Here is an 18,032-nt window from a genome sequence, read left to right as displayed (position 1 = left end):
TAGCTCTTCTGAATAAATTGTTATTTTATAAGCGAATTGACTTCGCAATGTTTAATTCTTACAACCAAGTTGTAAGTTCCTTACACATCATCGATTATCAATCTTGTTCAGTTTTCAAAGATCTACCTTTTATTAGCTTGCTGTCTCAATTGACAACTTATTAATCATATCATCTTACCAAAGCCGTGTCAACAACTTTTTTTAATGACGTTTGCGTCATATCAATAACGCAACTCATTTATAATATCAAATTAACGACATCGTGTCAACATGTTTTGAAAAATTAATCGTTGTTGATTTGTAATCATTTTTGATTACCTCTCTCAACAACAAATAATATTATGCCAGGTAAACCTTATAAAGTCAACACTTCTCAGCAAATAAATTAAAAAAAGTAGATTGAATTAATCAATCTACTTTTAAACGATCATATTACTATTTAATTCTAGCTAAGAAGTACTTCTTCTTACCTCTTCTAACAACGACGAACTTACCGTCAAATGAAGTACTTGGGTCGATTTCAAAATCAACATCGTCAACCTTTTCTCCATTGATACGGATAGCTCCGTTGCTTACATCTTCTCTAGCTTGTCTTCTTGATGGTTCGATTGAAGTATCGTCTGCTAACCATTCAACAATGTTCTTCTTGTCTGAACTAACTTCAACAGAAGGCATGTTCTTGAATCCGGTTTCTACTTCATCAGTAGTTAGGTCTTGAACGTTTCCTGAGAATAATGCTTCAGTAATGTTTTGTGCTTCTACCACAGCATCCTTACCATGAACGAATTCAGTTACTTCTTCAGCTAAACGACGTTGAGCAACTCTCTTCCATGGTTCGTTCTTCACTTGTTCTTCTAGTTCTTCGATTTCTTCCTTATTTAGGAAAGTGAAGTACTTCAAGTATTTGATTACATCCCTATCATCTGTGTTAATCCAGAATTGGTAGAATTCGTAAGGTGTAGTCTTTTCTGGATCTAACCATACAGCTCCACCTTCAGTCTTACCAAACTTGGTACCATCTGCCTTAAGCATTAATGGAATAGTTAAACCAAAGGCCTTAGCATCTGCACCTTGGGTCTTATGGATTAGTTCGATACCACCAGTGATGTTACCCCATTGATCAGCACCACCGATTTGTAGTTCAACACCATTGTTTTTGTATAGGTGTTCGAAGTCCATTGCTTGTAGAATTTGGTAAGTAAATTCAGTGTATGAGATACCAGTTTCTAGACGGCTTGAAACGATTTCCTTGTTTAACATAGTGTTAACGTTGAAACGTTTACCGTAAATACGAAGGAAGTCTAATAGTGATAGTTTTGAAGTCCAGTCGTAGTTGTTAACAATTTGGAACTTACCATCTTCACCAAACAAACTCTTCATTTGATTAGTTAGGCATTCTTCATTGTGCTTAACTTGTTCCATACTTTGTAGCTTTCTTTCAGCCTTCTTACCTGATGGGTCACCGATTGAACCAGTAGCTCCACCAATTAGAATAACTGGCTTGTATCCAGCTAGTTGGAATCTCTTCAAAATCATGAATGGAATTAAGTGTCCAACGTGCATACTGTCACCAGTTGGGTCAATTCCTGCGTATAGACCAATCTTCTTTTCGTTTACTTCTTTCTTTAGGCCTTCAGCATCAGTTTGTTGATTAATGGCGCCACGCCATTGTAAATCATCGATAATGTCCATGTTTCTTCCTCCTAATAAAAAAGTCCCTGACAAATAAATTGTCAGGGACGAAATGTTTTTTTTGTTAATCCGCGTTACCACCCAAGTTATCGTACTAATGTACGATCTCTTTCAATCATTTATAACGAAATGACTCGTCCAATAATGGAAAGCTCCGTAGGTGTAATTCTTCAACGCGTTTGCCTAGTTCGCATTCCCACTAGGTTTCTGAATACACAAATCGCATTAAATACTGGTAACTACTTCTTAGCTTTATATTTAATAGATACTATCATAATAATCAGCAAAGAAATAAAAGTCAACACTATTTAACTTGGCTTAGCTTTTGCTTGATTTCAGGCATCATCTTTTGAAGTGCTTCAGCTTGTGCTTTCTTAGTGAATTCAGCAGTTGCTTTCTTAACTAGTGCTTTTTGTTGTGCACCTGTCATCTTAGGGTTCTTCATCATTGCTGCCTTCACTTGAGCTTGAACGTATTGTTCAGCCGCCATCTTCATTTGGGCTTGAGCAGCAGTGTTTGATCCACTAATTTCTTTGATAATTGTTGGCAATTGTTTTGCTTGGTTAACTGTTAAAGTCATCCAGCTCTTTGGAACATAGAAGTAATTGATTGTTTTTACTCTAGTTGGCTTTTGTGCCAAACCAAACCATAGGCGATTAGCACTTGAGTTGTATTCATATTTAACAGTCTTAGTTACTAACTTAGCCTTATCACTATTAATAGTAATAATCTTGTTTTCTACCTTATCAGTACCAGTGTGTGATGGCTTAGTTGCCTTTTCATCAGTACGGTAAATAACGACTTTGTCTTTACCTGAAGTACCGATTGGTTGGTAAAGTAACATGTTCATGCCCTTGTCAGAACTTGAAACTAACTTAGTTGAAGTTTCGTGGCTAACTTTATGCATCCCATAGTGATCATGGAAGTTAATAGTAATGAAGAAAGTTGAAAGGATAAATAGAACAGCAAATACAATAGAAGTAATTGCGTGCAATACCTTGTTGCTAGTTAATAGGTTAAAACAAATAAAGAATAGGAATGCAGAAATGCATAGTACAAATAAAATCATTATTTATTTACCCCCTTTTTTGTTGTCATGTAGCCAGAAGCTAGCGATGAATCCAACTACGATGAAGAATGCAGCTACCCAGAATGCAGCGTGGTAACCACTTAAAGTAGCGTTAATTGCTGAATCCTTGTAAGCCAATGGATCTAGTTTTAATAGTGACTTAGCAGGCATGTTGCTTGTAGTTACGTTTGATAAAATTGAAACCAATACGGCTGTGGCAATGGCAGCCCCAACTTGTCTTACAGTATTGTTAACAGCAGTACCGTGGTTGATCTTGTCATCAGGCAATGCGTTCATACCGTAAGTAGTTGAAGGCATCATTACAAGAGCCATACCGAATGTTCTAACTGCATATAAAATAATAATGTAGGCAATCCCAGTGTTTTCAGTAATGTATGCGAATGGCAATGTACCGAAGAACAATAGAATTAGACCAGTGGTAATTAGCTTCTTAGCTCCGTGCTTATCAAAGATAGCACCGGCGAATGGAGAAACAACCCCCATCATTAAAGCACCAAGTAATAGACTTAGTCCTGAATGGAAAGCGTTCATACCACGAACAATTTGTAGGTATAAAGGTAGAACCATTTCAAAACCAACTAAAGCCATCATAGTAATTGATGATAGGATAGTTGCAATTGAGAACTTAGCTGACTTGAATACCTTAACGTCTAGGAATGGTTTTTCCATTACTAATTGACGCCATACAAATAATACGATGAAGATTGCACCGATAATTAATGTAGAGATAACAGTTGTGCTACCCCATCCATCAGTACCAACTTCTGAGAAACCGTATAGTGCACTACCAAAACCAATAGTTGAAAGAATTAATGACAATACATCAATCTTTTCCTTATTAGTAGGTAGAATTGGACGCATGTAGTATAGACCTAATAGAATCACAATAGCGACGATTGGAATAATGATTCCAAATAAATCACGCCATGAGTAGTTAATTAAAATCCAACCTGATAATGTAGGTCCAATCGCAGGAGCTAATCCGATAACAACACCGGATAGTCCCATGGCAGCACCACGTTTTTCAGGTGGGAAGATTCTAAGCATGATAGTTTGTAGCAATGGCATTGTAACACCAACACCAAGAGCTTGAATTAAACGAGCTGCTAACAAAGTACCAAAGTTAGGAGCAAAGAAAGCAATAACAGTACCTGCTTCAAAAATTGACATTGCTCCTAGGTATAACCATTTAGTATTAACACGGTTTGATAACCATGCACTAACTGGGATTGCAATCCCGTTTACTAACATAAATCCGGAAGTTAACCATTGAACAGTTGAAGTGTTAATGTCAAAGTCCTTCATTAATGTAGGAAACGCAGTTGCTAAAATTGTTTGATTTAAAATAGTACAGAAAGTACCAACCAATAAAATCACAACAAGCATGATCTTGTTGTATGATTTACCGTTTGCATCTACATTCATAATCTAACCCCTTTTCATTAATATTTTGTTTTCTCTATAAATTTCGACAATAACTAATATACATCTGGCATTTTTCTTTGTCAACAAATTTGACAAAGATATTAAAAAATATATAATAATTATTGATTATGTAACATCACTTAAGAAAATTTAAGAAGAAAAGGATGTGACACAGTGGAAGAAAAATATACTAAGGAAGACATTGAAGACTACTCCAGTCGTATTCATAAGTTAATGCAAGATCTTGACTTGTCAATCGGCATTGGTGGATTGTCTAGAACCTGCAATGTGCCACAAAGCAAGATTAGATATTGGGAACAAAAAGGATACATTCACTGTCAAAAATGTGATAAAAACAAGAGTCATCGTTACCCTTATTCATCAATTATTAAGGTAGAGCTAATTAAATCATTTTTGAACTCAGGATATACCCTTGCTAAGGCAGCAGAGAAAGCTGAAGTTTTTGATAGAACAGGAAGTCTATTACACAGAATCGCAAAACAGCGTTTTAACTGCATTGACATGATTGATGAGCGTCCCGCAATCGACATGGGACCACTAAAAGATGACCCAGAAAAACACATCTACTTTGTCGACTATGACGGTGATTTAGAAGCCCAAATTATTAAGAAAAACTAAAAATGAATTCCAAGTATGGAATTCATTTTTTATTTGTAATAATATTGAAACAATTGAGGCTCATAGCTTTGATATATTAGGAATTTTAATTTATAATTAAGGTATGATAAATATATGGTTTTTACAGTCATACATATGAACAAACGCTAAAATATCTTATTGTATTCTAATATCTTATTTAGTGGTCCTTAAAGGAGGAATTCATTTATAATGTGGTTTTTAGATATTATTAACGATTTCATTATCGGGTATCCAATTGTTGTGTCAGCAATTTGGATTGTCGGGGCGCTATATTGTAACATCTACCACCGCTCTGAAAAATTCGCTAAAGTGGATGGATCTGAACTAGTTTCAATTCTAGTTCCCGCTCATAACGAAAGTGATACGTTAAACGAAGCGATTTCAGCAATTTCAAACATTGACTACAAGAACTTCGAAGTCGTGTTAATTGATGACAAAAGTGACGACGATACATTAGATATTATGTACAAGTTACAAAAGCAATACGCTAATCAATTCAAAATCAAAGTCGTTCCAATTGCCGTCAACCAAGGTAAGGCTAACGCAATGAACGAAGGTTTTAAGGTTGCGGAAGGAAAATACATTGTTGGTATTGATTCAGACTCCCTACTAGCAAGAAACTCAGTAACTGAACTAGTTAAAACACTTAAGACTAATCCAAAACTTGGTGCCGTTGCTGGTAAGCCAGTTGTTAGAAATAGAACTACTGTTTTAGGTCGTTTACAACTTCTTGAATACATCGGTGTTATCGATATTATCAAGAAAGCTCAATCATACCTATATGGACGTATCAATACTGTTTCTGGTGTTATCGTTGGTTTCAGACGCGAAGCACTAGAAGACGTAGGTGGATGGCACACTGATGTTATTACCGAAGATATTGATATTACCTGGAGAATGTACCGTAAGGGCTGGAGCGTTAGCTACCAACCTTCTGCAATTTGTTGGATTCTAGTTCCAGAAAACACTAGAAACTTAATCAAACAACGTCGTCGTTGGGCTCGTGGTGGTATGGAAGTTATCGCTAAGAACAAGGATCTTCTACTACACGGTTCAATTACTCAAAAAGCTTTAATGTATGAAACAATTATTAGTAGTACTTGGGCTGTTTTAACCGCATTAAGTACTATCTCTTATTTCTTCAACCTATTATTAATCCATGAAGTTCAATTAGATGGTGACGTCTTATTAGTACTTATCATCGTCAGTATCTTACAATTCTTCATCGGTTTCTACGGTTCACACGAAACCGCCCTACTAAGCTTCGTCGATTTACTATTGATTCCTGCTTACATTGTTTACTACTGGATGGTTAACTTAATTTCATGTATCTTGGCTTTAGTTTCATTCTTCCTAGATCCTGAAAATGTAGGTACCTGGAGTAGTCCAGACCGGGGGGTAAAATAATTATGAAGAAAGATTTGAGAAAAGATTACGAAACATTCGTAATTAGAAAGCGCATTAGTCCATTAAGACGTTTAGTTCACTTTATTCTATTCACTGCTTTATGGATTTATGTTGCCTTTGTTTTAGTCGTAAACTTCGCGTTTCTATTTGGTTTTTACAGTGATGATTTCGTTAGTTTCTACCTATTATTAAACCTAAACTACGATTTATACATCAAACTATTAATTGCAATTGCTGGATTAATCATTATCACTGCAATATACTCAACGTTTAGATTAGTTTACTTACGGAGGTTAAACAAAGATGTCAAATAAGAATAAAAAAATGACAAGAAAACAACGTAAGATTATTGTTATTATTCTAGCAATCATTTTGTTCGTCATTATGTCATTTACTATTCACAGATCTGTTGAATACGATAAAGGTAGTAGTGAATACTACGGATTAACTAAGCAAGAAGAAAAAGCTAAAAACGGTATCTTGGTATTTTGTTACCATCGTATCCTAAAGAACAACCTAGGGGTTAACGTTTCAAGAACCCTATCAACAAACTCACAACTTCATGACTTTGATGTTCCTGCTAATGAATTCAAAGAACAAATGGAATTCCTACATAAGCACAATATCAAGGTTATCTCAGGTGATGAAATGGTTAAGATGACCAATTCAAAGAAGCCTATCAAAGGTAAGTACGCTGTACTAACATTTGATGATATCGATAGAACCACTATTGATAACGCGATTCCAATCATGAAGAAGTACAACTACCCATTCACAACCTTCATTATCACTGGTAACACCGGTAGATATCGTGAAGGTACTCAACTAGCAACATGGTCACAAATCCACTACGCTAGAAGAGAAGCTGGTAACCTAATGACAATTGGTGTTCACACTAACAACATGCATTACCTTACTTCAAACCTAATTCCGGTGTTTAACCTACCTAAGAACTACGATCGATTTACAAAAGACTTCGTTAAATCTAGAGAAGTGCTAAAAGCACACACTGGTATTTATGCCGATTCATTCGCCTACCCTTACGGTGGTGGTACTCCTAGAATTTCACAATTCTTGGCAAGACAACCTCACCTAGGATGGGTTGGTACACTAGATTCCGGTACTGTTTACAACCACGGTAACGGAGATCACACTGATCCAATCTACACACCAAGAATGATTATTAATACAAACAGTTGGCCAAGTATTAGAGAATGGTTCTTAAAGAAAAGCTAACTAAAACAAAAAGCCATACGAATTAATCGTATGGTTTTTTTAGCACTCTTTTTAAGAAAATAAAAAAGCCCTCAAGAGAGGACTTCTTTTTTAATTATTACTTGTCTAATTTAGTCTTGTTTTGAACTTCTAGTTTATCGTTGAATTCGTAAACTACAGGTTCACCAGTCTTCATTTCAAGATCCATGATGTCGTCATCAGAGATTCTTTCAATGTACTTGCTTAATGCACGTAGTGAGTTACCGTGTGCAGCGATGATAACGTTCTTGCCGTCTAATAGCTTAGGAGCAATTTCGTCAGCCCATAGAGGCATAACACGTTCTAGAGTAACCTTTAGGTTTTCACCACCAGGGATTAAGTTAGGATCTAAGTCCTTGTAACGACGGTCGTTTACAGCTGAACCTTCGTCATCTGCACTCAATAGTGGAGGTAGTGTGTCGTATGAACGACGCCAAATGTGAACTTGTTCGTCTCCGTACTTTTCAGCAGTTTCTTTCTTGTTTAGACCTTGTAGACGACCGTAATGACGTTCGTTTAGTCTCCAAGTCTTAGTTTCAGGTACCCATAGTTGGTCTGATTCTTCTAAGGCGTAGTGTAAAGTCTTGATAGCACGAGTTAGAACTGAAGTGTATGCGTAATCAAATTCTAGTCCTGCCTTCTTAACTAATTTACCAGCTTCTTTAGCTTCTTCTACACCCTTATCGCTTAAATCAACGTCTTCCCAACCAGTGAATTGGTTTGAAAGGTTCCATTGACTTTGTCCGTGACGGATTAATACAAGTTTTGACATAGGTCGAAAACCCCTTTCTATTTCTTAAATCAACAATACTATTTTACATCAAAAGTAGAAAATTTACATCCTATTTGACAATTCTCTTTATATTTATTGTCTTTTTGTTTTCACCCTTCACTCCTAAAATTTCTAGGAAGAAGGCTAAGATTGGTACCGAGACAATTAGTCCCCATGTTCCGAAGATTTCTTCACCAATTAGTAAGGCACAAAATGTATAGAAAATTGGCAACTCTGTTCTAGAAGACATTAACTTTGGATTCAAAATGTATGCTTCTAGGAAGTGAACTACAGCAATCATAATAATTAGGTAAATGATGTACTTCAATCCACCCACAGAATATCCCACAATTGATAAAGGTACCAATGAAATGATTACACCAGCAACTGGCACTAAACTTAGGAAGAAGATCATAATTGATAGAATAACCAATTGTGGAATTCCCATGAATGCCATAATTAAGGTGGTAAAGATGGTGTTAAATAGCGCAATCAAGAATTGTGCTTCTAACACTACCCCAAATGTCTTGGTAAATGTCTTAGCAAAGTAGTAGACGTCTTGAAAGAACCATGAAAATTCTGCATCCAAGAAGCGCTTACTAAACTCACCCATTGATTTTTCTTCTAATGTAAAGAAGAAACTCAAGATTAGAGATAAGAAGAATGTTACCCCCATTTGGCCTACGCTAGATACATATTGAAGAATAATTGAGAAGCTCCCCTTCACTTCACTTAAGAAGTTAGAACGGTGGATGAACTGAACAATCATGTCTTTAATCTGGGTAGTACCATGAAGGTTATTTGGATCTTCATAGAAATCAATAATGTGTTTTGATGCTGTAACAGCTTGGTCGTAAATTACCGGTGAGTAAATTGCAACCGCACTTACTACCCCAGCAATAAATAGTAGATAAGTCAAAATGACTAAGATAGGTGCTGGAATCTTGATGTATCTTCTAACGAAGCCAACCCACTTGGTGACTAGCAGTGAGAAGATAAAGGTTAGTAGTAACATACTCATCATTGAGCGCATTAGATATAAAACAAAGATTATAAAAATCAATACACACCAGCGTCTTAATTTAACGTTGGCTAAAAATTTATCCCACAGTTTCATAATTCACCCCGCTATTTAGTTATGTTCTAATTATAACATTTTACACTATAAAAAATAATGAAATTAGTCGGTGTCTTTACTTACATAAAGTACCCTCATAAGAGTATAATGGTGTCGTGGTTTTATTAATAAAGAAAGGACTGTTCTCATGTTTGAAAAAACTTTTTTTAAAACATTTTTTAAACACGGATTTAATGAACCAATCCAAGTAAATTATTGGGACGGCAAATCTGAAAAATATGGTGAAGGCGAACCTAAGGCTACCATCACTATGAAAGAACCAATTCCGATCAAGGATATTAGAAAGAATGCTTCTATCGCATTGGGAGAAGCTTACATGGACGGAAAAATCGATGTTGACGGAAGTATTGAAGACTTAATCGTTTCTGCTTACCAAAAATCAACTAGTTTTATTCGTGACCATAAATACATTAATTTCCTACCTAAGCAAAATCATAACGAGTCCACTAGTAAGAAGGACATTCAAAGTCACTACGATATTGGTAATGACTTCTACAAGATTTGGTTAGATAAGACAATGACCTATTCATGTGCTTACTTTGAAAATCCTGACGATGACTTGTACGATGCTCAAATGCAAAAAGTACACCACATTATCAAGAAACTAAATCCTAAGCCAGGTCGTACCCTACTAGACATCGGTTGTGGTTGGGGTACATTAATGCTAACTGCTGCTAAAGAATACGGACTAAACGTAGTCGGTGTTACTTTAAGTCAAGAACAATGCGATTACGTAAACGCACAAATTGAAAAATTTGGTTTACAAGATCAAGCTGAAGTTCGCTTACAAGATTACCGTCAACTAGGTGATGAACATTTTGATTACATCACTTCAGTTGGTATGTTTGAACACGTTGGTAAAGAAAACTTAAACGAATACTTCTCATGCATCAACAAATACCTAAAGGAACATGGTGTTGCCTTAATTCACGGAATTACTAGACAACAAGGTGGAGCCTACAATGGTTGGATTAACAAGTACATCTTCCCTGGTGGATATGTTCCAGGTATGACTGAAAACCTAGATCACATCATCAACAATGGTCTTCAAATTTATGACTTAGAATCATTAAGAAGACACTACCAATACACATTGGAACACTGGGACAAGAACTTTAACGATCACATTGATGAAGTTAAAGAAGTTATGGGTGATGACGAACGCTTCTTAAGAATGTGGGACTTATACCTTAAGACATGTGCTGGTTCATTCAAGGCCGGTAACATTGATGTTATGCAATACTTAATCTCAAAGGGTCCTTCAGGACAAGTACTACCAATCACTAGAGATTACATGTATAAATAATTGAAAAAATCTATTAAAAAACATCGGTGAAAAAATTTCACCGATGTTTTTTCTTTTAATTGTCTTGACTTTTATTCCTGAATTATGGTTTAATTATAAAAATTTTAATTAGTTTCTAATCTAATTTTAATTTTCAAATACAAATACTTTTTTAAGTAAGGGAGTTGATTCAATATGATAAATGCAACAAAAGACGATTCACCTCAGATGAACGCCGCGAATCTTGCGCACGTTGAAGTAAAATCTGGGTTTAAGGATAGTGTATATTTAGTGTTCAATGGGGTGTCTAACGCGATTTTAGTCACACTAGGTGTTGGTTTATTATTAGGTGCTATTGCCAACTTTGTCCACTGGACAGCTTTAGCCGAAATTGGATTAATTTGCCAATACTTAATGGCCCCCGCCATCGGTGCTGCCGTTGCCTCACAATTAAAGACTAATACATTGGTGTTATTTAGTTCAATGATTGCCGCTACGGTTGGTGCAAACAACGTATTCTTCACTTCTGCTGTGACGAATGCAGTTACTGCAACCGGACACGTATTACCTCAACCAGCAGGTTCTGCCGTCTTCATGATCGGTCAACCTGTTAGTGCATTAGGTGGCGCAGTTGTCGCCACAATTATTGGTAAATACTTAACCGGAAAAACACCTTTGGATATGTTCTTAGTACCATTTGCAGCTACATTTGTAGGATGTGTTGCGGCCTTAGGCTTTGCAACAGTCACTACCCCTGCACTTGTATGGTTATCAGGAGTAATTGCCAAGACAATGGTTATTAACCCATTCGTTGGTGGATTAGTAATTTCTGTCGTATGGGCAATGTTTCTAATGACCCCTGCTTCATCAGCTGCATTAGCAATTGCCGTTATGTTGGATCCATTATCATCAGGCGCTGCATTATTAGGAACAACAGCACAATTCGTATCATACACAGTGATGTCATATGGAGTAAACAAGCCAGGTGCAAATATTGCCCAAGGTTTGATTACTCCAAAGGTTCAATTTGGTAACATTACCAAAAATCCATACATCGCAATTCCTGGTATCGTATCTGCTGCAGTTATCGGTCCAGTTGGAACATTAGTATTTCATTTCTCAGTATCATACAAGATTGCTGGATTAGGTTTGAACTCACTAATTGCTCCAATTACCCTTGCTTCTGAAAGTATGCCAAAACTAGCTGTCTACGTAGTCTTGGGTGTAGTTGTACCAGCTGTAATTTCAGTGGTACTTGTTAAAGTTCTAAAGGCTGCTCATAAAATCAAAAATGACGACATGAAAATCGATCTTGTCTAATCATTAAAAAAGTACTGGCGGTTATCGCTAGTGCTTTTTAGTATATTTGCGGCCCGGTAGAACTTAGTTTTCTATATAAGGGAGTGGATTCAAATGATTGATGTAGCAAAAAAAGACGCCCCACAAATTGATATGGTAAAGCCTTTGTCTTCCGTCAAAGAAAATGTCTTTTTGGTAGTAAGTGGCGTCTCAAACGCAATTTTTGTTACGCTGGGTATCGGAATGTTGATAGTTGCCATCGCCAACTTAGTACACTGGTCCGCACTATACCAGATTGGTGTAATTGACCAGGTCCTAATGGCCCCCGCTATCGGTGCTGCCGTTGCTCATCAGCTAAAGACCAACACATTGGTTATGTTTAGCTCGATGATTGCCGCAACGGTTGGTGCCAACAACGTTTTCTTCACTGAAAAAACAATCAACGCCGTCACAGCGACAGGTCATTTGCTATCTCAGCCTACCGGGTCATCAGTATTTATGATTGGACAACCAATTAGTGCTTTAGGTGGTGCTATTATCGCTACACTTATCGGTAAGCACCTATCAGGGAAAACACCATTGGATATGTTCTTAGTACCCTTTTCTGCAACAATGCTGGGATCAATAATTGCGTTAGGATTAGCAGCAATCACAACCCCTGCTTTAGTATGGGTATCACAAGTAATTGCCAAAAGCATGATTGTAAATCCAATCGTCGGTTCAATTACCGTCGCTTTAGTCTGGTCAGTCTTCTTAATGACGCCAGCATCGTCAGCGGCATTAGCGATTGCGGTCATGTTAGATCCGCTATCTTCTGGATCGGCACTACTCGGGACTACCGCCCAATACGTTTCATACACGGTAATGTCATTTAGAGTAAACCGTCCTGGTGCAAACATTGCCCAAGGTTTAATTACCCCCAAGGTGCAATTCGGAAACATCACCAAGAATCCGTATATTCTGATTCCTGGAATGGTGTCATCGGCGATTGTCGCCCCAATTGGCACGTTATTATTCCATTTTTCCACAACATACAAATTAGCCGGTCTGGGGACCAATTCATTAATCGTTCCCCTAACCTTCGCTAGTCAAAGTCTATCTAAACTAGCAATCTATGTTGTATTAGGCATTGTGATGCCTTCTATTATCTCAATAACCATACTAAAGATATTAAAGGCGTGTCATAAGGTAAAAGACGATGATATGAAGATGCATATCGTATAAAACAAAACTAAAAAAGCACTGGTCAATCGACCAGTGCTTTTATTTTATTCTTAATTTAAATAAATACTGCTAATACTAACACAGCAGCTAATCCCAAAATAACTGATAGCGCCATTGATCTTGTCCAATAAGCAATAATAAACACGATTAAGGCAGCTACTAGTTCGGGTGCTTTTCCTGATACCGATAAGGTATATGATGATGTGATACATAAGTCCTTAACAACCAACGAGGTAAATAAGGCAATAGGTATGTAACCCATCCATTCGTTAAACCACTTAGGAATCTTTCTTGTTCTAAAGAAAGCTAGTGGGACGAATCTAGGGATAAAAGCAACCACAAAACATAATATAATCAACCAAAAATGTTGAGTTGAATTCCATTCCATAGAATATCTCCTAATCCGTTTTTAAAGTTATTCAGTCTCTTCTTCTTCTTCATCAAACTTATCTTCAGGGGTTCCCGCTGGGTTCTTAAATAAGCGAAGCAAGCGATTCTTCTTGTACTTTTCGTAATGGCTTCTAATCCATGATTCAACGAAGAATCCAATGAATGAAGCTAACAGAGTTGAAACGACTAATCCTAAAGTGGATTTCATCAATAACATGAATGCAATTGCCAATACAATTGTTAATAGAATAATTAACAATTTTAGTAATGACTTCATTTGCATAACGATCATATAAATAAATAATGCAGTTAGCGCAAAATGAACAACTGTTAGGTTAATTGAAAGTGACGAGCCAACTAAACTACCAATAATGGTACTAATTGTCCACACAACCAGAGCATAGTGTTCAATTTGCAATGCATCTTTAGCAGTAAACTTCTTATCAGTTGATAATTTCAAATAATTTACAGCGTATGTTTCATCATTTAATGAAACTGCAAATAACACAGTAAACCAAAATGACTTACCTTGTAAATATTTAGAAATACTGGATCCTAATAATGCATATCTCAACTCTAGGAAAAACATCATAATTACAATTGATAATAATGGTGAGTTAATGGTTAACATGGAAGCAATCAAGAATTGCGCACCACCAGAGAAAACCATCAATGATACTAAAGCTGTTAATAAAGTATTAAATCCAGCTGCATGAAGTAAAATACCACATGCAATTCCAATGGGAACGTAGCTAATATTCAAAGGCATTGCCGTCTTCAAGTTGGTTAGCCAACGCGGTTCATTTGGATTTGGTACTTGCTTTGTCAAATAATATTCCCCCGTTTAAAAACAATAGGTCTTAATTTTCAACGATTTATAAACAGTCAGATAAAAATCAAACTTTACCTATTATTATAACGCAAAATAGTTTATTTTATCTAACTTATTTACATAATTTTAATAAAACATCATCATTTTATTACTATAAACACAGTGAATATACTGTTTGTTCAATTTTCGCAATAAAAAAAGAGTTATCATTTTGATAACTCTTTTTTAGAATAAACTGGCAATCCATCTCCATGCTCTCCCGAAAATGTTAGGTTTATCTCCATCATGATTAGCAATTAAATCAATGCGGTTGGATACACCCTTCATATATTTCACATTAGAAACTTTTGCAGTGGCAATTTTATCGCCCTTATCGAATCCGGCATCAACGCTTGATCCATCAGCATATTTACCAGTTGACTTAATATCTTTAATATTTAATTTTTGTTTCTTAGTTAACCAAACACCTTGCGTAGTTGAAACGGCTAAATCAACTGAGTCGTCCTTACCGTTTTCAACATTAATCTTACCGGTACTTCTACCGTTAGTGGCGTCCTTAACGGTTTGACCATGAGATAGCTTAACGTAGTGATACTTAGCATAGACGTACTTCATAAGCTTTCTGGTCTGAATGAAACGAGCTGGATCGTATTGTCCAGCGTTAGGAACTCCCATCACAACGGTGATGATACGATGACCGTTCTTAACCGCAGTACCTGTAAAGCAGGCCTTAGCGGTATCAGATGTTCCAGTCTTTAGACCATCAACCTTGATGTCAGGTAGCTCTTGGCTTCTCTCCTTAATCATCCAGTTCCAATTTAGCATCGTTTGTCCGTCAAACTTGGTGGTATTAGCTGAAGTTGTCTTTAAAATATCTGGGTAGTATTTCAAAATCTTCATTGCTAATAGCGCCATATCACGAGCTGATAGTTTGTTTTCTGCATCAGCTGAGACACCTTTAAAACCAAGCGAGCCAACTTCACCGTTGGTTAAACCACAGGCAGTATAAATCTTGGCATCGGTAATCCCAATCTTCTTAGCTTCCTTACGCATTAGTAAGGCAAACTTTTGTGTACTACCCGCGACACCGTATCCCAATGCCATGGTTGCGGCATTTTCTGAATAGATGGCGGTTTGGTAAAGTTGTCTGATTGTGTATGAATGACCCAAACGTAGTTTTACGTTGGCGTAGTTACGATTAACACTTAAATTATGGAGTGCCTTATTAATCTTTACTTTGTCATCCCAATGAATCTTACCTTCTTTAATGTACTTCAAAGTAACATATAAAGTTAGCAGCTTACTCATTGAAGCTGTTGGTAGTGATTCATTAATATTTTTAGCATACAACACTTGGCCAGTTTGGTAATCAATCGCAATTGCAGACTTAGCAGTCAGTGTTAGTGGTTGATTATTACTTAATAATTTATCGACCTGTTGGCCTAATTCCTTACTGCGTTCAATCGCAACAGCCTTTGAGGTGTTGGAATCAGCAGTAGTTGTAGTAGTGGCCTTGGTAGCCTTAGTTGTTTGAGCACTTGCTGTTAAAGGCATTGTAATGAATATAACTAATGCAATTAAAGCAATACTAAGCTTGGGAACAAGCTTACTTTGCATTATCGATAACCTCCTGTTGCCCTTCCTCATGTTTATTAGGTGTTAACTTATCACCATGTTTGATTGGTAGATGGAGAGTAAACGTTGTTAATTCATCATTAGATGCCACTGAACAGTAACCACCATGGATATTCACCACTTCGTATACGATTGCTAATCCAAGACCGGTTCCTCCAGTTGACTTGTTACGTGAGTTTTCGACACGATAAAAACGATCAAAAACGTGTTTAATTGATTCTTCAGGAATCTTTTCACCATCGTTAGAAACCTTGATTTCTAATTCCTTTTCATTGACACGGAAACCTTCAACATAAATGTTGTGACCGTCATGACCGTACTTCAATGCGTTATTGATTAGATTATTAATAGCTCGAGCCAAGTCGGTTGGGCTACCATCGATCACTAACTTATCGAAGTTGGTCTTACTATGCATTTGCATATCCTTTTCGGCCATTTCTAAATCAAATCCAGCAGCGATTTGATCAATCATTGCCTTCATTTCAATCTTTCTAGTGTTTAGCTTACTGTAATCTTTATCAGTAATTTTTGTGTATTCAAATAAATCATCAGCTAAAGTCTTCATTTGTCTTGCCTTTGAATAGGCAATATGAACATACTTAGCCAAATCTTCTTCACTTGTGTATTGTTTGTTTTCAATCAAACCTAAGTAACCAATGATGGAAGTCAAAGGTGTTCTGATATCATGAGAAACGTTTGAGATTAACTCATCCTTTGATCTTTCAGTCTTTAGTTCTTCAGACATTGAGTGAATAACGTTATTAACTAATACATTAATACTTTCAACGATTCGTTGATCATCACCGATTAGCTTATATGGGATTGTGTAATCGAAATTACCATCCGCAATATAGTGCAAATCGTTAATAATATGTTGCTCTTGAATACGTTTATAATGCATGAACAAACGAATATACAACACAAACATATCCAATGCGGCAATCATAACTACAAATCCATTGCTCCAACTCCATAGTTGGATATGATTTCCTGCAATTAAAGAGTTACCAAAGCGGATTAACTGGTTACGCCAATCCGGATGGGTTGTGTAATACACCTCTGTTGCAAAGAAAACCAAGAAATTAACTAACAATATAAACAAACTAGTTAGAATAGCATCAGTAACTAATCCAATTCGTTCCTTATGTGTTAACTTAATTGATTTACTATTATTCTTCATTGATTCTGTATCCTACTCCCCAGACAGTTTCGATAATCTTCTTACCATCTGTAGCTTCCTCTAACTTATCGCGCAAGTGACTTACGTGAACCATAACGGTCTTAGCAGAAATAATACTTTCTTGACGCCATACTCGTTCAAAGATTTCATTGGCAGAGTATACACGACCAGGATGACTTGCTAATAAGTATAAAATACCAAATTCAATTGCAGTTAATTGAATGGACTTGCCATCACTAGTCTTAACTTCGTGTGATTCACGGTTAATAGTCAAAGTAGCGACGTTTAGTACTTCAGGTTCCCCGACGACAACCTTGTCAGTGTATCTTCTTAAAATTGAGTGCATTCGAGCCATTACTTCAAGTGGATTAAATGGTTTTGTTATGTAGTCATCAGCACCACCAACAAGTCCCTCAATCTTATCGATGTCTTCTGTCTTGGCAGATAGAATCATGATTGGTAAACTAATTTCTCTTCTTACTCGTTTTAATACTTCAAAACCAGACATTTTTGGCATCATAATGTCTAGAATCATAAGTCCAATATCACTATTTTTTCTTAATTCAGTTAGGGCGGCTTCCCCGTCATTTACAATGACTGTTTCGTATCCTTCGTTTCGTATGTAAATCTTTAATAATTCAGCAATTTCTTGATCATCGTCTACTACTAGAACTTTCATTGAGACGCCTTCTTTCTTTTCGTTTATATAGTCTAATATTAACACAATATAAAGATTTGTTATATAAATG

At 36.4% G+C, this 18,032-nt stretch carries 17 protein-coding genes; 7 read left to right on the top strand and 10 right to left on the bottom strand.

Going from position 1 to position 18,032, the window contains the following annotated elements; translation table 11 throughout:
* Window positions 1–435: 435 nt before the first annotated feature.
* The 3 genes from tyrS to ACOMA7_RS02800 form a co-directional block, all read right to left on the bottom strand.
* Window positions 436–1,692, bottom strand: coding sequence for a tyrosine--tRNA ligase (gene tyrS / locus ACOMA7_RS02810; RefSeq protein WP_301945857.1), 1,257 nt, complete (start codon window positions 1,690–1,692; stop codon window positions 436–438).
* 304 nt (window positions 1,693–1,996) lie between these two features.
* Window positions 1,997–2,761, bottom strand: coding sequence for a DUF4811 domain-containing protein (locus tag ACOMA7_RS02805; RefSeq protein ID WP_301945858.1), 765 nt, complete (start codon window positions 2,759–2,761; stop codon window positions 1,997–1,999).
* 3 nt (window positions 2,762–2,764) lie between these two features.
* Window positions 2,765–4,207 carry an MDR family MFS transporter gene (locus tag ACOMA7_RS02800; RefSeq protein WP_414827333.1) on the bottom strand — a complete coding sequence of 481 codons (1,443 nt, stop codon included), beginning with the start codon at window positions 4,205–4,207 and terminating at the stop codon, window positions 2,765–2,767.
* A 174-nt stretch (window positions 4,208–4,381) separates the two neighbouring features.
* Between ACOMA7_RS02800 and ACOMA7_RS02795 the strand changes: the two genes are divergently transcribed.
* The 4 genes from ACOMA7_RS02795 to ACOMA7_RS02780 all read left to right on the top strand — a co-directional run bounded on the left by ACOMA7_RS02795 (window position 4,382) and on the right by ACOMA7_RS02780 (window position 7,510).
* Window positions 4,382–4,846: a MerR family transcriptional regulator gene (locus ACOMA7_RS02795; protein WP_414827332.1), complete on the top strand. Its 465-nt coding sequence runs from the start codon at window positions 4,382–4,384 to the stop codon at window positions 4,844–4,846.
* Window positions 4,847–5,056: 210 nt separating this feature from the next.
* Entirely contained in the window at window positions 5,057–6,274 is a 1,218-nt protein-coding gene (locus ACOMA7_RS02790) for a glycosyltransferase (RefSeq protein ID WP_301945861.1), read from the top strand.
* A 2-nt stretch (window positions 6,275–6,276) separates the two neighbouring features.
* Window positions 6,277–6,588 (top strand): hypothetical protein, encoded by a 312-nt coding sequence (locus tag ACOMA7_RS02785; protein WP_034532692.1) that lies wholly within the window; start codon window positions 6,277–6,279, stop codon window positions 6,586–6,588.
* Complete coding sequence (locus ACOMA7_RS02780) at window positions 6,578–7,510, top strand: polysaccharide deacetylase family protein (protein WP_301945862.1); 933 nt, start codon at window positions 6,578–6,580, stop codon at window positions 7,508–7,510. The genes ACOMA7_RS02785 and ACOMA7_RS02780 overlap by 11 nt, the downstream gene beginning before the upstream one ends.
* 97 nt (window positions 7,511–7,607) lie before the next feature.
* Here the strand turns inward: ACOMA7_RS02780 and ACOMA7_RS02775 are convergent, their stop codons facing one another.
* A complete protein-coding gene (locus tag ACOMA7_RS02775; RefSeq protein ID WP_034532690.1) occupies window positions 7,608–8,300 on the bottom strand; it encodes a 2,3-diphosphoglycerate-dependent phosphoglycerate mutase in 693 nt (230 codons plus the stop codon).
* A 70-nt stretch (window positions 8,301–8,370) separates the two neighbouring features.
* Entirely contained in the window at window positions 8,371–9,417 is a 1,047-nt protein-coding gene (locus ACOMA7_RS02770; protein ID WP_081034481.1) for an AI-2E family transporter, read from the bottom strand.
* Window positions 9,418–9,565: 148 nt separating this feature from the next.
* Between ACOMA7_RS02770 and ACOMA7_RS02765 the strand changes: the two genes are divergently transcribed.
* From ACOMA7_RS02765 to ACOMA7_RS02755, 3 genes are all read left to right on the top strand, one after another.
* The gene (locus ACOMA7_RS02765) at window positions 9,566–10,744 is read left to right on the top strand and encodes an SAM-dependent methyltransferase (RefSeq protein WP_301945863.1); all 1,179 of its coding nucleotides are present in this window, start codon (window positions 9,566–9,568) and stop codon (window positions 10,742–10,744) included.
* Window positions 10,745–10,951: 207 nt separating this feature from the next.
* Window positions 10,952–12,043 (top strand): PTS sugar transporter subunit IIC, encoded by a 1,092-nt coding sequence (locus tag ACOMA7_RS02760; RefSeq protein WP_421391816.1) that lies wholly within the window; start codon window positions 10,952–10,954, stop codon window positions 12,041–12,043.
* A 93-nt stretch (window positions 12,044–12,136) separates the two neighbouring features.
* Complete coding sequence (locus ACOMA7_RS02755; protein WP_414827331.1) at window positions 12,137–13,246, top strand: PTS sugar transporter subunit IIC; 1,110 nt, start codon at window positions 12,137–12,139, stop codon at window positions 13,244–13,246.
* Window positions 13,247–13,301: 55 nt separating this feature from the next.
* Here ACOMA7_RS02755 and ACOMA7_RS02750 read toward each other — a convergent pair whose 3' ends face one another.
* The 5 genes from ACOMA7_RS02750 to ACOMA7_RS02730 form a co-directional block, all read right to left on the bottom strand.
* Entirely contained in the window at window positions 13,302–13,634 is a 333-nt protein-coding gene (locus tag ACOMA7_RS02750; protein WP_034532687.1) for an AzlD domain-containing protein, read from the bottom strand.
* 27 nt (window positions 13,635–13,661) lie between these two features.
* Window positions 13,662–14,405 carry an AzlC family ABC transporter permease gene (locus ACOMA7_RS02745; RefSeq protein WP_421391813.1) on the bottom strand — a complete coding sequence of 248 codons (744 nt, stop codon included), beginning with the start codon at window positions 14,403–14,405 and terminating at the stop codon, window positions 13,662–13,664.
* Window positions 14,406–14,693: 288 nt separating this feature from the next.
* A complete protein-coding gene (locus ACOMA7_RS02740) occupies window positions 14,694–16,085 on the bottom strand; it encodes a serine hydrolase (RefSeq protein WP_421391795.1) in 1,392 nt (463 codons plus the stop codon).
* Window positions 16,075–17,283 carry a sensor histidine kinase gene (locus ACOMA7_RS02735; RefSeq protein WP_301945865.1) on the bottom strand — a complete coding sequence of 403 codons (1,209 nt, stop codon included), beginning with the start codon at window positions 17,281–17,283 and terminating at the stop codon, window positions 16,075–16,077. Before ACOMA7_RS02735 ends, ACOMA7_RS02740 begins: the two co-directional genes overlap by 11 nt.
* Window positions 17,273–17,962 (bottom strand): response regulator transcription factor, encoded by a 690-nt coding sequence (locus tag ACOMA7_RS02730; RefSeq protein WP_034532684.1) that lies wholly within the window; start codon window positions 17,960–17,962, stop codon window positions 17,273–17,275. Before ACOMA7_RS02730 ends, ACOMA7_RS02735 begins: the two co-directional genes overlap by 11 nt.
* Window positions 17,963–18,032: the final 70 nt, after the last annotated feature.

The sequence above is a fragment of the Apilactobacillus intestinapis genome, assembly GCF_049166695.1.
Classification (GTDB): domain Bacteria; phylum Bacillota; class Bacilli; order Lactobacillales; family Lactobacillaceae; genus Apilactobacillus; species Apilactobacillus kunkeei_C.
This window is presented reverse-complemented; position numbering and strand designations above follow the sequence as displayed.